The organism is Thioclava sp. UBA3469, from assembly GCF_002378135.1.
Taxonomy (GTDB): Bacteria; Pseudomonadota; Alphaproteobacteria; order Rhodobacterales; family Rhodobacteraceae; genus Thioclava; species Thioclava sediminum.
Genome location: NZ_DFRG01000061.1, coordinates 1 through 12,714, shown reverse-complemented (window position 1 = coordinate 12,714; position 12,714 = coordinate 1). Strand labels below are relative to the sequence as shown.

Here is a 12,714-nt window from a genome sequence, read left to right as displayed (position 1 = left end):
GATCGACGCGGCGGGCCACCCAGCGCTCTTGATGGTCGATTGCATCGCCTCTCTGGGATGCGACGAGTTCCGGATGGACGATTGGGGCGTCGACGTGATGGTCGCCGCCAGCCAGAAGGGGCTGATGGTGCCGCCGGGTCTGGGCTTCGTGTGGTTCTCCGACAAGGCGCTGGCCGCGAGCCGCGAGGCCGATCTGGTCACGCCCTATTGGGACTGGCAGCCGCGTGCTTTCCCCGAAATGGTCTATCAGTATTTCGGGGGCACTTCGCCGACCCATCACCTCTTTGGCCTCGATGAATCGCTCAAGATGATCCTCGACGAAGAGGGGCTGACCCATATCTGGGCGCGTCACGCGACGCTCGCCTCCGCCGTCTGGGCGGCTTTCGAGACGTGGGGGCAGGAGGGTGACATCGCGCTCAATATCGCGAACCCGGCCCATCGCGCTCATTCGGTGACTGCGGCGCGGATCGGGGCGGGCAATGCCCAGCGGCTGCGCAGCTGGCTCGAACGCGAGGCGGGAGTGACGCTGGGGATCGGGCTCGGGATGGCCGAACCCGGCACGCCCGAGGCCAACGATTTCCTGCGGGTCGCCCATATGGGCCATGTGAACGCCCATATGACGCTGGGCGCGCTGGCGACGATGGAGGCCGGAATGCAGGCGCTGAAAATCCCGCATAACCCCGGCGGCATCGCCGCGGCGGCCGGCGCGATTGCGAAAGGCGCCGGTCAGGCCTGACCGTGACGCTCCAGCCAGTCGGTGAGCTGTTCGACCTCTTCCGAGGCTTCGCGTGAAATCTGCGGGGCTTCGTCGCGCGTGTTCGAGAGCTTCATCTCTCGGCTGGTCTGTGTGCTGCCTGCATAAGCGCCGAAGGCCAGGGCAAAGGCCAGCGGGCTGAGCATTGCGATACGGGCGTTGCGAGTCTTGCGGCTCATGGGTCTGCTCCTGTTGTTGAGCAAAACATGGGCGCGCCCCCGAGTCGGCGCAACTCACCTTGCGGCGAGACGTATCGACGCCGGTGCTTTTTTGCCGATTTGATCGGCGGAATTGTGTCCGAGAGGGCGCGCGGCTCAGCGCGCGCGGGCGGCTTTCAGCGCGTGGGGCAGAGCCGCAGCGAAGGCGTCGAGCTCGGCCTCCGGTCCGACTGAAACCCGGATGCAGCGATTTTGCGGGGCGACGAAAGGCATCCGCACGAACACCGCGCGCGCATCCAGTTCCTGCAGTACGGCCCTTGCGAAATCGCCGTTCTGCCCGCAGTCGACGGCGACGAAATTCGTGGCCGAGGGCAGAGTTCTCAGCCCGTTCTCGCGTGCGATGGTGTCGATCCGGTCGCGCGCGCCTGCCACCAGAAGGCGCATATAGGCCTGCCACGTTTTGTCCTGCAGAGCGGCCAGCGCACCGGCCTGAGAAATCCGGCACATGCCGAAATGATTGCGGATTTTGTCGAAGGCCGCGATCAGCTCGGGCGCGGCCAAGGCATAGCCCACGCGCGCGCCCGCCAAGCCATGCGCCTTCGAGAAGGTGCGCATCCGGATCACGCGGGGATCGTCGGCGGCGATGCGCGCCTCGGTGCCCTCGTCGGCGAATTCCACATAGGCCTCGTCGAGCACCAGTAGCGTGCCTTCGGGCACGGCTTCGATCATCGCCTCGATCGTCTCGCGCGGATGATAGGTGCCCATCGGATTGTCGGGATTGGCGATATAGACGAGCTTCGCGTCCACCTCCGCTGCCTTCGCGATCAGCGCCTGCGGGTCTTCGTGGTCATCGGCATAGGGAACCTTGTGCAGCACTCCGCCAAAGCCTGCGACATGGTAGTTGAAGGTCGGATAGGCGCCTTCCGAGGTGACGACCGGGTCGCCGGGTTCGATCACCAGACGACAGAGATAGCCCAGGAGCCCGTCGATCCCTTCACCGACCAGCACATTCTCGACCGCGACACCGTGATGCTCGGCAATCGCCGTGCGCAGCTCGAAACTGGTCGAGTCGCCGTATTTCCAGACATCGCCTGCCGCCGCCGCCATCGCGGCAATCGCGCGCGGCGAGGGGCCGAAGCCGTTTTCATTCGCACCCAGTCGCGCGGTGAAGCGGCGACCGGCAATGCGCTCGTGTTCCTCGGGCCCGACGAAGGGCACGGTGGCGGGAAGGCTGTCGATCAGGCGGGTATATCGGGGTCCGGTCATGGCTACAGGCGTAAGCGCAAAGCGCGGGTGCGGCAAGAGGGCGCTTCAATAGGTAGCGAGGGGAGCCGGAACGCCGGAACCGGGGACTAGGCTAAGGGCTTGTCCCAGCGTAATCTTTAAAAATCACATATGTTTGGGAAGCCAGCCGATGAGCGCCAGCGACACCTCTTTCTCCACCTCCCTGTTCGAGACGCTGACAGGGGACCGCCCGGGAAATGTGAAGGAGTTGAGCGAGAGCGCCGCCGAGCATGAACCTGGCAGCTTCCTGCGCCATGTCGGCTCGTTGTCGATGACGAAGCTCGCCGACGGGCTGATCGATCCGAAACTGGTGCTGAGCTGGCTGATGCAGGCGGTGGGCGCGCCCGCAGCGCTGGTCAGCTGGCTGGTGCCGGTGCGCGAGGCGGGCTCGCTCCTGCCGCAGCTTTTTACCGCGCCGCATGTGCGCCAGATGCCGCAGCGCAAATGGGCCTGGGCGGCGGGGAGCTTGATCCAGGGGCTGGCCGCGGCGGCGATCGTGGTGATCGCGCTGACGATGCAGGGGATGGCCGCAGGGCTTGCGATGCTTGTAGCGCTGGGCGTGCTGGCCATTGCGCGCTCGCTGTCCTCGGTGAGCTACAAGGATGTGCTGGGCAAGACCGTGGACCGGACGCGGCGCGGCACGACGACCGGGATCGCGACGAGCGTCTCTGCCGCCGGGGTGATCCTGTTCGCGATCATTCTGATGAGCGGCGTGGTGGAGCGGATGAGCCTCGTGATCGGGGCGATCTCGCTGGCGGCCGTGCTCTGGGTTGCGGCGGCGGCACTGTTCTCGACGCTGCGCGAGGAAGATCAGCCCGGCGAAGACAAGGGCAGCATCGGCCTGTCCGAGCTGAGCCTGCTGTGGAAGGACACCGATCTGGGCAAGTTTGTGATCGCGCGGGTGCTGCTGCTGCCGACCGCGCTCGCGCCGCCCTATATCGTGCTGCTCGCGGCCCAGGCGGGCGATAACCGGTTCGGCGCGTTGGGGGCGATGGTGCTGGCCTCGGCGCTGGCCTCGCTGGTGAGCTCCTATATCTGGGGGCGGCTGGCGGATCGCTCCTCGCGCAAGGTGCTGATCTTCACCGGGCTGGTCGCAGCCGCGTTTCTGGCGCTGGCGGTGGTGTTGGGCTGGTCGGGGCTGATGGGCACGATCTGGGCGTCGCCGGTGGCGCTGTTCGGGCTGATGATCGGCTATCAGGGGGTGCGGCTGGGCCGCTCGACCTACCTCGTGGATATGTCGCCCAAGGATGACCGCGCGGCCTATACGGCGGTGTCGAACACGACCGTGGGGGTGATGCTGCTGGCCTTCGGCGCGGCAAGTTCGGCGCTCGCGATGGCGGGGCCGGAAATGGTGCTGATCGTCTATGCGGGGATCTGCGTGGTCGCCTCGGGCGTGGCCTTCACGATGAAGGAAGTGTCGGAGTAAGGTCTCCGCTCAGCTCATGGCGCGGGGCGACCAGCCCCGGGCCGCGCCCGACCCTCCCCACGGGAGGGCGCATTGCGATGTCGCGCGCGCTCATCCGTCGTTCGGGCTTGTGAGATAAAGTGCGGACCTCACATGTTGAGCCGCGCCCACCCGAGGGTCAGGCGCGGCCCTGATCGCTAAAGGCCTCGCTCAGCCCATCTCGGCCAGACGCGCCACGGCCTGACGCACCTTCTCGGCCTCTTCCTCGGCGCGGGCGAGGTTCTCGCGGGTTTCCACGACGACCTCGGGATCGGCATTGGCGATGAATTTCGGATTGTTCAGACGGCCCTTCATGCCGCCGATTTCCTTCTCCATCTTGCCCAGAGCCTTCTCCAGACGTGCCTTCTCCTTGGCGATGTCGATCACGCCTTCGAGCGGCAGACCGAAGAGCGCGCCCTGCGCCGGGATCGAGATCGCCCCTTTCGGGATCGGCGCCTCGGTGATGCTCTCGATGCGCGCCAGTTTGAAGATCAGCGCCTCGTTATTGGCGAGCGCCGCGCGCGCGGCATCATCGGCCTCGGCCAGAACCATCGGCAGTTTCAGCCCCACCGGCACGCCCATCTGCGTGCGCGAGGAGCGGATCGCCTCGATCAGGTCGATCACCCAGTTCATCTCGCGGTCGGCGGCCTCGTCCACCAGATCTGCCGCTTTGTAATCCGGCCAGTCGGCATGGACGAGCATCTTCGCGCGGTCGCCCTGCGGAGCGGTCAGCTCCCAGAGCTCTTCGGTGATGAAGGGCATGATCGGGTGCAGCAGCGTGTAGCACTGATCGAGCACCCAACGCATCGTGGCGCGGGTTTCCTCGGCATGCTCACCGTCGAACAGCGGCTTGGCGAACTCGACATACCAGTCGCAGACCTTGCCCCAGACGAAACCGTAAAGCCCCAGCGCCGCGTCGTTGAAACGATAGGCGGCAAAGGCCTCGTCCACCTGCTCGCGGATCTTCGCGGTCTCGCCGATGATCCAGCGGTTCACCGTGTGGGTGGGCTGCGGGATCTCGGTCACGACCGGGCCTTCGAACACGCCGTTCATCTCGGCGAAGCGCGTCGCGTTCCAGATCTTCGTGCCGAAGTTCCGGTAGCCCTTGATGCGCTCCTCGGACAGCTTCAGCACGCCGCCCATCGCCGCCATCGCGGTATTGGTGAAGCGCAGCGCATCCGCGCCGTAAGCGTCGATGATCTCGAGCGGGTCGATCACGTTGCCCGTCGTCTTCGACATCTTCTTGCCCTTCTCGTCGCGGACGAGCTGGTGCAGGTAGACGGTGTGGAAGGGCACCTGATCCATGACGGCCAGCTGCATCATCATCATCCGCGCCACCCAGAAGAACAGGATGTCGAAGCCGGTCACGAGGACATCGGTCGGGAAATACTTGCGCATCTCCTCGGTATCCTCGGGCCAGCCGAGCGTGCCGATCGGCCAGAGCCCCGACGAGAACCAGGTGTCGAGGACATCGGCATCGCGCCAGACCGGGTAAACGAGCTGCGTCGGATCCTCGGTCATCTCGTATTGCGCGAGGCTCGCGGCAAGCACTTCGATCGCCTTGTGACGGTCTTCGACCTCGACGATGCGCGCCACGTTCAGCGGCGTCGGCAGCTCGGCATTCTGTGCCTTGAACCAGCCGATGACGCTCTCGAAATCGGAGGCGCAGTGATAGCGGTCGTCGCGATGGACCATCTTGGTCTCGACGAGCAGACGGCCCATCTCCACGAGGTCGATCGTGCCGTCGCCTTCGTCATCGCGGAAATCGGGCGCGTCCATGTCCAGACCGTACCAGACCGGGATCTGGTGGCCCCACCAGAGCTGGCGCGAGATACACCACGGCTCGATGTTTTCGAGCCAGTGGAAATAGGTCTTCTCGCCAGCTTCCGGCATGATGACGGTGTCGCCGTTGCGCACCGCATCCAGCGCCTTGCCCACGATCTTTTCGGCATCGACGAACCACTGATCGGTCAGCATCGGCTCGATCACCACTTTCGAGCGATCGCCGAAGGGCTGCATGATCGGCTTGTCTTCGACGTAAGCGACGGTGGTCTCCGTCTCGTTGCCGTCTTCGTCGGTGACGGTCTTGGTCGTCGTCACCGCGAGGCCTTCGTCGGTGATCTGACGGATCACGGCTTCACGCGCCTCGAACCGGTCGAGCCCGCGCAGTTCCTCGGGCACGAGGTTGAGCGCGTCGATCTCGGCCTCGGTGAACTCCGCGCCTTTCGAGATGTCCATCGCGCGGGCCGCGCATTCCTCGTAGGACAGACCGTCTGCGCGCATCGCGCCCTTGGTGTCCATCAGGCGATACATCGGAATGCCGCCGCGCTTGGCGACCATGTAGTCGTTGAAGTCATGCGCGCCGGTGATCTTCACCGCGCCCGAGCCGAATTCGGGATCGGGGTATTGATCGGTGATGATCGGGATCAGGCGGCGATGCTCTTTCGGGCCCACCGGAATCTCGCAGAGCTTGCCGACGATCGGCGCGTAACGCTCATCCGAGGGATGCACCGCAACCGCGCCGTCGCCCAGCATCGTCTCGGGGCGGGTGGTGGCGATCGAGATGTAATCGCGCTCTTCGGTGAAGAGGACATTCCCGTCCTCATCCTTCTCGACATAGGTATAGGTCTCGCCGCCTGCGAGCGGATATTTGAAGTGCCACATGTGACCGGCGACTTCGATATTCTCCACTTCCAGATCGGAGATCGCGGTCTCGAAATGGGGGTCCCAGTTCACCAGCCGCTTGCCGCGATAGATCAGGCCCTTCTCGTACATGTCGACGAAGACCTTGATCACGGCGTCATGGAAATTGCCCTCGTTGCCTTCCGGCGCACCGGGCGCGCCCGACATCGTAAAGGCGTTGCGCGACCAGTCGCAGCTCGAGCCGAGACGCTTGAGCTGGTTGATGATGGTCGAGCCGTATTCGCCCTTCCACTCCCAGACCTTCTCGAGGAATTTCTCGCGGCCCAGCTCCACACGCTTGGGCTGCTGGGTCTTTGCCAGTTCCTTCTCGACCATCAGCTGGGTCGCGATGCCCGCATGGTCCTGACCCGGCTGCCAGAGCGTGTCGAACCCGCGCATCCGGTGCCAGCGCACGAGGATATCCTGCACCGTGTTGTTGAAGGCGTGGCCCACATGCAGCGCGCCCGTCACGTTGGGCGGCGGGATCATCACGCAGAAGGTCTCGTCGCGCGATGCGTTGGCCCCGGCCTTGAAGGCTCCGGCCTCTTCCCATTTCGCGTAGATCCGCGGCTCGGCGCTCGCGGCATCGAAAGTCTTGTCCATCGTCATGTCAGGCATCCTTGGCTCGGCTTGAGGGCTGTTTAGCCCGCGCAGGCGACAAGGAAAACCCCGTGCGCGCCGGTCCAAAAAGCGCGGCGGGCACGATCGGGTCAACAAACTGCCGCGATTGCCCCTGAAGATAAGAGAAACTTATCCTACATTGGATAGTATAAGCCCAACTTATCTGAGGAGCGCTGATATGCGCGGTCTCTTCGAGCGTGTGATCTCTGCCCTGCGTCGCCGCAGCCCGGAACGGGCCGAGGCGCGTGCGGCAGCAGGTGCAGGCCGCGGGCCGGTGGATCATGTCGTGCTGCTCGACGGGACGCTCGGCTCGCTGCGCGCTGATCGCCTCACCTCGATCGGGCTGATCTATCGCTTCCTGCGCCGGGCCGCGCCGAAAGTGTCGGTCTATTACGGGCGCGGGCTGCGCTGGCGGGACTGGCACGACATGTCGGATGTCTGGTTCGGCTGGGGCGTGAACCAGCAGATTTCGCGCGCCTATGGCTGGCTCGCGATGCGCTACCGTCCGGGGGATCGGATTTTCCTGATCGGCTATTCTCGGGGCGCCTTCGCGGCTCGCTCGCTGGCGGGGATGATCGGGCGGATCGGCCTCTTGCGTCCCGAACATGCGATCGAGCGGAACACCCGCCTCGCATGGCGCCATTACGAGGAAGAGACGCCCGCGGACATCCTGCAAAGCTTCCGCAACAGCCTGTGCCATGAGAACGTCGAGATCGAGATGGTCGGCGCGTTCGACACGGTGCAGGCGCTGGGCATTCGCGTGCCGTTCTTCTGGATCGTCAGCGAAGAGCGCGTGCGGTTTCACGACCACCACCTGAGCGATCATGTGCGCCACGGGTTTCAGGCGCTCGCGATCGACGAGCGGCGCTCGGTGCTGGAGCCGTTGGTCTGGGAAAGCGACGACGTGGAGGCAGATCCTCCCGCGACCCGGATCGAGCAGCGCTGGTTTCGCGGCGCGCATGGCGATATCGGCGGGATGCTGGGCCACTTCGGCGATGCCCGGCCGCTCGCCAATATCCCGCTCGTGTGGATGCTGGAACGCGCCGAGTCGCTGGGCCTGAGCCTGCCGCCCGGCTGGCAGGCGGAGTTTCCGCGCGATCCGAATGCGCCATCCGTCGGCACATGGACTGGCTGGAGCAAGCTGTTCTGGCTGCGCGCGCCGCGTGTCGTGGGCCGTGACCCCTCCGAGGGGCTGCATGAGAGCGTCGTGTTGCCCGAAGGCTCCCGCGCGATTTTCCGACCGCGCATTCTGCGCCCCGAAATCCGCCGCCTCGCGCGCGGCCCCGCGCCGGCCTCAGAGCTCGGGCGTCATGACGAAACAGGTGGCGGTGCCGGTCGCGTAGAGGCGTCCATCCTCGGCGCCCCGGATCTCACCCCGCGCGACGCCAGTTGACCGCCCGATATGATCGAGCTGGCCCACGCCGATCACCTCGGTGCCGGGCTTGATCGCGCGGATCAGGTTCACCTTGAATTCGAGCGTCGTCTGCGTCTGACCCTTCTTCAACCCGGTGATCACCGAGCAGGTCATGACCGTATCGAGCATCATCGCATACCAGCCGCCGTGAATTCCGCCATAACCGTTGGTCTGCGGATGCCCCGGCGTGCCGCGACAGGTGACGCGGCCTTCCTCGACCTCGGTGATCCGATAGGCCATCAGCTTCTGCACGGTGGGCGAGGGGACGTCGCCGGTAACCATCTTGCGGACGTAGTCGAGCCCCGACATCGAGAGGACTTCCTCGAGCGGGAGGAAATCGTCGGGTCCTTCGGCGAAATATTGATTGGGCATGTCTGGCTCCTGTTGGGTCGGGCGACAAGCTATCGCGATGGGCCGGAAAGGGAAGGGGGGGAGCGTTTGCGATCCGCATCGCAAAGGGCAGCATTGCCCTCGGGGTCAGCATCGCGAGGCGCGGCGCTCCAAGGGTGCTTGTGGGGTTTCCCCGGTGGATGGGCGTCTTGTGCTATTCTCGAACATCACTCCGCGGACGGAGTGGGGCGTCTTGACCGTCTTCCGTTTTGATGGCCGCGCGCCGAACAGCCATTGGGAGGACGATCTCATGCAAATTGCTATCGTACAGCAACCGCCGGTCTACATGAACAAGACGGCGTCTCTGGAGCGAGCGGTCGAACTGGTCGCCGAGGCGGCTTCTCAGGCGTGCCGACTGATCGTGTTTCCCGAGACATGGTTGCCGGGCTACCCCACTTTCGTCTGGCGGCTCCCGCCGGGGGCAGGGATGAAGAAGACCGACGATCTCTTCGCGCTTTCGCAGGCCAATTCGATCGATCTCAGCAAAGACGAGCTTGCGCCGATAAAGGAAGCGGCAAAAGAGCATTCGATGGTGGTCGTGATGGGCCATCAGGAGGTGGATGGGGCGGTCAGCGGCAGCACGCTTTTCAACAGCGCAGCGATCATCGACGCCGACGGGACCCTTCTGAACAACCATCGAAAGCTGATGCCGACAAACCCCGAGCGTATGGTCTGGGGGTTCGGAGACGGCTCGACCCTCAAGGTCGTTGAGACCGCAGTCGGGCGTGTGGGCGCCCTGATATGCTGGGAAAACTACATGCCGCTGGCGCGGTTCGCGCTCTATGCCCAGAATATCGACATCTATTGTGCACCGACCTGGGACAGCGGCGATACCTGGCTGGCGACAATGCAGCATATCGCGCGCGAAGGCGGATGTTGGGTTCTCGGCTGCGCCACGTCGCTCGAGGCAAGCGACGTGCCCGCGGATCTCCCCTATCGTGACGAGCTTTTCCCTGACGACAACGAGTGGATCAATCCCGGGGATGCGGTGGTCTACAAACCCTTCGGCAGTTTGCACGCGGGCCCGATGAGGAAGGAAAAGGGGCTGCTGGTCGCGACGGTGGACGTGGATGCCGCCAGGGCTTCACGCCGCAAATTCGATGTTAGTGGTCATTACGCCCGGCCGGATGTTTTCACTCTCAACGTCAACCGAGCCAAGCAGTCGCCCATTTCCTTCGACTGACACGGTGAGGCCGCCCGCCGCCAAAGAAAAAGGGGCCCAGCCGGGCCCCTCCGTTCAATCCATTTGAGTGCCCTTTCAGGCCACTTTCTCCAGCACCGTATCGGGCGTCACACCCAGCGCGTGGCAGACGTCGCGGGTCAGGCCGGGGCGGTTGAGCGTGTAGAAATGCAGATCTTCCACGCCGCCCTCGATCAGTTTGTCGCACAGCTCGGTGCACAGCGCGGTCGCCAGAAGATGCTCGCGCCCGTCGCGGATCGCGGCCTCGAAGGCTTCCTCAACCCATGCGGGGATGGAGGTGCCGCAGCTTTGCGCGAATTTCTTGGCGCCTTTCCACGACTGGATCGGCAGGATGCCGGGGATGATCTTCGCGTCGATCCCTTCCTTTTCGCAGGCGTCGCGGAAGCGGAAGAAGGTCTCGGGCTCGAAGAAGAACTGGGTGATCGCCGAGGTGGCACCCGCCTCGACCTTGCGCTTGAGCCAGCGCACGTCGGCCATATTGTCGGCGGCGTCGGGATGCGGTTCGGGATAGGCGCCCGCGCGGATCGTGAAGCGGCCATCCTCGGCCAGCGCCTCGATCAACTCGACCGAAGAGGCGAAGCCCTCGGGATGCGGCGTGAAATGCTTGGCGCCCTGCGGCGGATCGCCCCGCAGCGCCACAATCTCGGTCACGCCGACCTCGGCATAGGCGTCCACGATCTCCATCGTCTCGGCCTTGGTCGCTTCCACGCAGGTCAGGTGGGCGGCGACATTGAGGCCGTAATTCTTGTGGATCGTGCCGACCGCCTCATGGGTCAGCTTGCGCGTCGTCCCGCCCGCACCATAGGTCACGGAGGTGAACTCGGGTTTCAGCGGTGCCAGAACCTGCGCGGTTTCCCACAGCCGGAACGACGCATCGAGCGTCTTCGGCGGGAAAAATTCGAAGCTGACCTTGGGCGTCGTCATGGGAATCTGTCCTTTCGTTCGCTCTCTTGTGCCAGATCGGGCTTTGTGAGACAAACTCATAATCTTCAAAATCGTTATGAGTGTAACAACAAGATGCATCTCGAGTTCCGTCACCTGCGCACAATCAAGGCGATTCACGATGCCGGGGGGCTCGCGAAGGCAGCGGACGTGCTGCACATAACACAATCGGCGCTGTCGCACCAAATTAAAGGGCTCGAGGACCAGACTGGGGTGGAGCTGTTCGTGCGCCGCTCGAAGCCGCTGAAGCTGTCGGCGGCGGGGCAGAAGCTGCTGCGGCTGGCCGAACGCATCCTGCCCGAGATCGCCGCGACAGAGGCCGAGTTCGACGCGCTGCGGTCAGGTCGCGCGGGCCGTCTGCATATCGCGATCGAATGCCATGCCTGTTTCGACTGGCTGTTTCCGGTATTGGAGCGCTTCCGCCACGCCTGGCCCGATATCGACGTGGATATCCGGCCCGGTCTGGCCTTCAACGCCTTGCCCGCGCTGAGCCGCGAGGAGGTCGATCTGGTGATCTCGTCGGACCCGGAGAAGATCGACGGCGTCACCTTCAACCCGCTCTTCGACTACGCGCCGACCTTCATCGCCGCCGCGAATTCTCCGCTGGCCGCGAAGCCCTATATCGAGGCGCAGGATTTCGCGGATCAGACGCTGATCACCTATCCGATCGACCGGGGCCGCTCGGACATCTTCACGCAGCTTCTGACGCCCGCCCGGGTCGAGCCGAAAGCCGTGCGGCAGGTGGAACTAACCGCAGTGATCCTGATGCTGGTCGCCTCGAATCGCGGCGTGGCGGTGCTGCCCGACTGGGTGCTGCGCGAGGTGAAATACCAGCCCGACTACATCACCAAGCCGGTGACCGAACACGGGCTGACCAAGCGCCTCTATGCCGCGACGCGGTCCGAGGATGCGACGCAGCCCTTCATGGCGCATTTCCTGCGCCTTGCGCGCACCGAGCCGGTGAAGCTGCAACGCGCCTGAGCCTTCTTCTCGACCGAAATATCTCGGGGGGTGAGGCGGAAAATGGCGGCCTTCCAGTGGAAGGACGACCCGCCGAACGCCCGGAGCGCAAGCAAAGGGCTGGCAGCGAGCGGGGCAGAGCCCCTCCTCAGTTTGCCTGACGCGCCAAAGGTCTTGGATTTTCCACGCAACCCCTGTAAGGCGACCGCTTGAAACGCGAAGGAGCCCAGAGATGCAAGGCAGCGCAAACCTCAACCTGATGATCAAGGCCGCCCGCAAGGCAGGCCGCTCGCTGGTCAAGGATTTCCGCGAGGTCGAGAACCTTCAGGTCTCCTCGAAGGGCCCGGGCGATTTTGTCTCGAAGGCCGATCGCGAATCCGAGAAGATCATCAAGGACGAGCTGCGCGGCGCGCGCCCCTCCTATGGCTGGATCGGCGAAGAAACCGGCGAAGAGGCGGGCGACGACCCGACGCGCCGCTGGATCGTCGACCCGCTCGACGGCACCACCAACTTCCTGCACGGGTTGCCGCACTGGGCGATCTCGATCGCGCTGGAGCATAAGGGCGAAATCATCGCGGCAGTGGTCTTCGACGCGGCGAAAGACGAGATGTATTTCGCCGAGAAGGGCCTCGGCGCTTTCATGAACGACACCCGTCTGCGGGTTTCGGGCCGTCACAAGATGATCGAATCGGTCTTCGCGACCGGCGTGCCCTTCGGCGGCAAATCGACGCTTCCGGCGACACTGAAGGACCTTGCCAAGCTGATGCCGCAATGCGCGGGCGTCCGGCGCTGGGGCGCGGCCTCGCTCGATCTGGCCTATGTCGCGGCGGGTCGCTACGAAGGCTATTGGGAGCGCGGGCTGAA

Annotated in this window: 11 protein-coding genes; 6 read left to right on the top strand and 5 right to left on the bottom strand. The window is 64.5% G+C overall.

All coding sequences use genetic code 11. From position 1 onward, the window contains the following. On the top strand, positions 1-736 hold a 736-nt coding region (locus tag B3D39_RS05070), incomplete at its 5' end, for a pyridoxal-phosphate-dependent aminotransferase family protein (protein ID WP_286789436.1). On the opposite strand, the gene B3D39_RS05065 is transcribed toward B3D39_RS05070, so the two are convergent. Together B3D39_RS05065 and B3D39_RS05060 are read right to left on the bottom strand one after the other, a co-directional pair. Continuing rightward, entirely contained in the window at positions 727-933 is a 207-nt protein-coding gene (locus tag B3D39_RS05065) for a hypothetical protein (protein ID WP_274961551.1), read from the bottom strand. The genes B3D39_RS05070 and B3D39_RS05065 overlap by 10 nt on opposite strands. 135 nt (positions 934-1,068) lie before the next feature. Continuing rightward, entirely contained in the window at positions 1,069-2,178 is a 1,110-nt protein-coding gene (locus B3D39_RS05060) for a pyridoxal phosphate-dependent aminotransferase (RefSeq protein ID WP_274961550.1), read from the bottom strand. Positions 2,179-2,326: 148 nt separating this feature from the next. Between B3D39_RS05060 and B3D39_RS05055 the strand changes: the two genes are divergently transcribed. Continuing rightward, positions 2,327-3,622 (top strand): MFS transporter, encoded by a 1,296-nt coding sequence (locus B3D39_RS05055; RefSeq protein WP_274961549.1) that lies wholly within the window; start codon positions 2,327-2,329, stop codon positions 3,620-3,622. Positions 3,623-3,811: 189 nt separating this feature from the next. On the opposite strand, the gene B3D39_RS05050 is transcribed toward B3D39_RS05055, so the two are convergent. Beyond that, a complete protein-coding gene (locus B3D39_RS05050; protein WP_274961548.1) occupies positions 3,812-6,931 on the bottom strand; it encodes a valine--tRNA ligase in 3,120 nt (1,039 codons plus the stop codon). A gap of 190 nt (positions 6,932-7,121) precedes the next feature. Between B3D39_RS05050 and B3D39_RS05045 the strand changes: the two genes are divergently transcribed. Beyond that, positions 7,122-8,336 (top strand): DUF2235 domain-containing protein, encoded by a 1,215-nt coding sequence (locus B3D39_RS05045; protein WP_274961547.1) that lies wholly within the window; start codon positions 7,122-7,124, stop codon positions 8,334-8,336. Here B3D39_RS05045 and B3D39_RS05040 read toward each other — a convergent pair. Further along, positions 8,238-8,729 (bottom strand): PaaI family thioesterase, encoded by a 492-nt coding sequence (locus tag B3D39_RS05040; protein WP_274961546.1) that lies wholly within the window; start codon positions 8,727-8,729, stop codon positions 8,238-8,240. The genes B3D39_RS05045 and B3D39_RS05040 overlap by 99 nt on opposite strands. Positions 8,730-8,940: 211 nt before the next feature. Here B3D39_RS05040 and B3D39_RS05035 point away from each other — a divergent pair, with 211 nt between their 5' ends. Then, entirely contained in the window at positions 8,941-9,930 is a 990-nt protein-coding gene (locus tag B3D39_RS05035; protein WP_274961545.1) for a carbon-nitrogen hydrolase family protein, read from the top strand. 75 nt (positions 9,931-10,005) lie between these two features. On the opposite strand, the gene metF is transcribed toward B3D39_RS05035, so the two are convergent. Beyond that, positions 10,006-10,872 carry a methylenetetrahydrofolate reductase [NAD(P)H] gene (gene metF, locus B3D39_RS05030; RefSeq protein WP_078522446.1) on the bottom strand — a complete coding sequence of 289 codons (867 nt, stop codon included), beginning with the start codon at positions 10,870-10,872 and terminating at the stop codon, positions 10,006-10,008. A 93-nt stretch (positions 10,873-10,965) separates the two neighbouring features. Between metF and B3D39_RS05025 the strand changes: the two genes are divergently transcribed. After that, on the top strand, positions 10,966-11,871 hold the full coding sequence (locus B3D39_RS05025) for a LysR family transcriptional regulator (RefSeq protein WP_075773886.1): 906 nt from the start codon (positions 10,966-10,968) through the stop codon (positions 11,869-11,871). A 211-nt stretch (positions 11,872-12,082) separates the two neighbouring features. Continuing rightward, a partial coding sequence (locus B3D39_RS05020; RefSeq protein WP_286789435.1) for an inositol monophosphatase family protein occupies positions 12,083-12,714 on the top strand: 632 nt, incomplete at its 3' end.

Excerpts from the sequence above, each read along its gene's own strand:
- B3D39_RS05065 (WP_274961551.1), bottom strand. The coding sequence starts at position 933 with ATGAGCCGCAAGACTCGCAACGCCCGTATCGCAATGCTCAGCCCGCTG.
- B3D39_RS05060 (WP_274961550.1), bottom strand. The coding sequence starts at position 2,178 with ATGACCGGACCCCGATATACCCGCCTGATCGACAGCCTTCCCGCCACC.
- B3D39_RS05055 (WP_274961549.1), top strand. The coding sequence starts at position 2,327 with ATGAGCGCCAGCGACACCTCTTTCTCCACCTCCCTGTTCGAGACGCTG.
- B3D39_RS05050 (WP_274961548.1), bottom strand. The coding sequence starts at position 6,931 with ATGACGATGGACAAGACTTTCGATGCCGCGAGCGCCGAGCCGCGGATC.
- B3D39_RS05045 (WP_274961547.1), top strand. The coding sequence starts at position 7,122 with ATGCGCGGTCTCTTCGAGCGTGTGATCTCTGCCCTGCGTCGCCGCAGC.
- B3D39_RS05040 (WP_274961546.1), bottom strand. The coding sequence starts at position 8,729 with ATGCCCAATCAATATTTCGCCGAAGGACCCGACGATTTCCTCCCGCTC.
- metF (WP_078522446.1), bottom strand. The coding sequence starts at position 10,872 with ATGACGACGCCCAAGGTCAGCTTCGAATTTTTCCCGCCGAAGACGCTC.
- B3D39_RS05025 (WP_075773886.1), top strand. The coding sequence starts at position 10,966 with ATGCATCTCGAGTTCCGTCACCTGCGCACAATCAAGGCGATTCACGAT.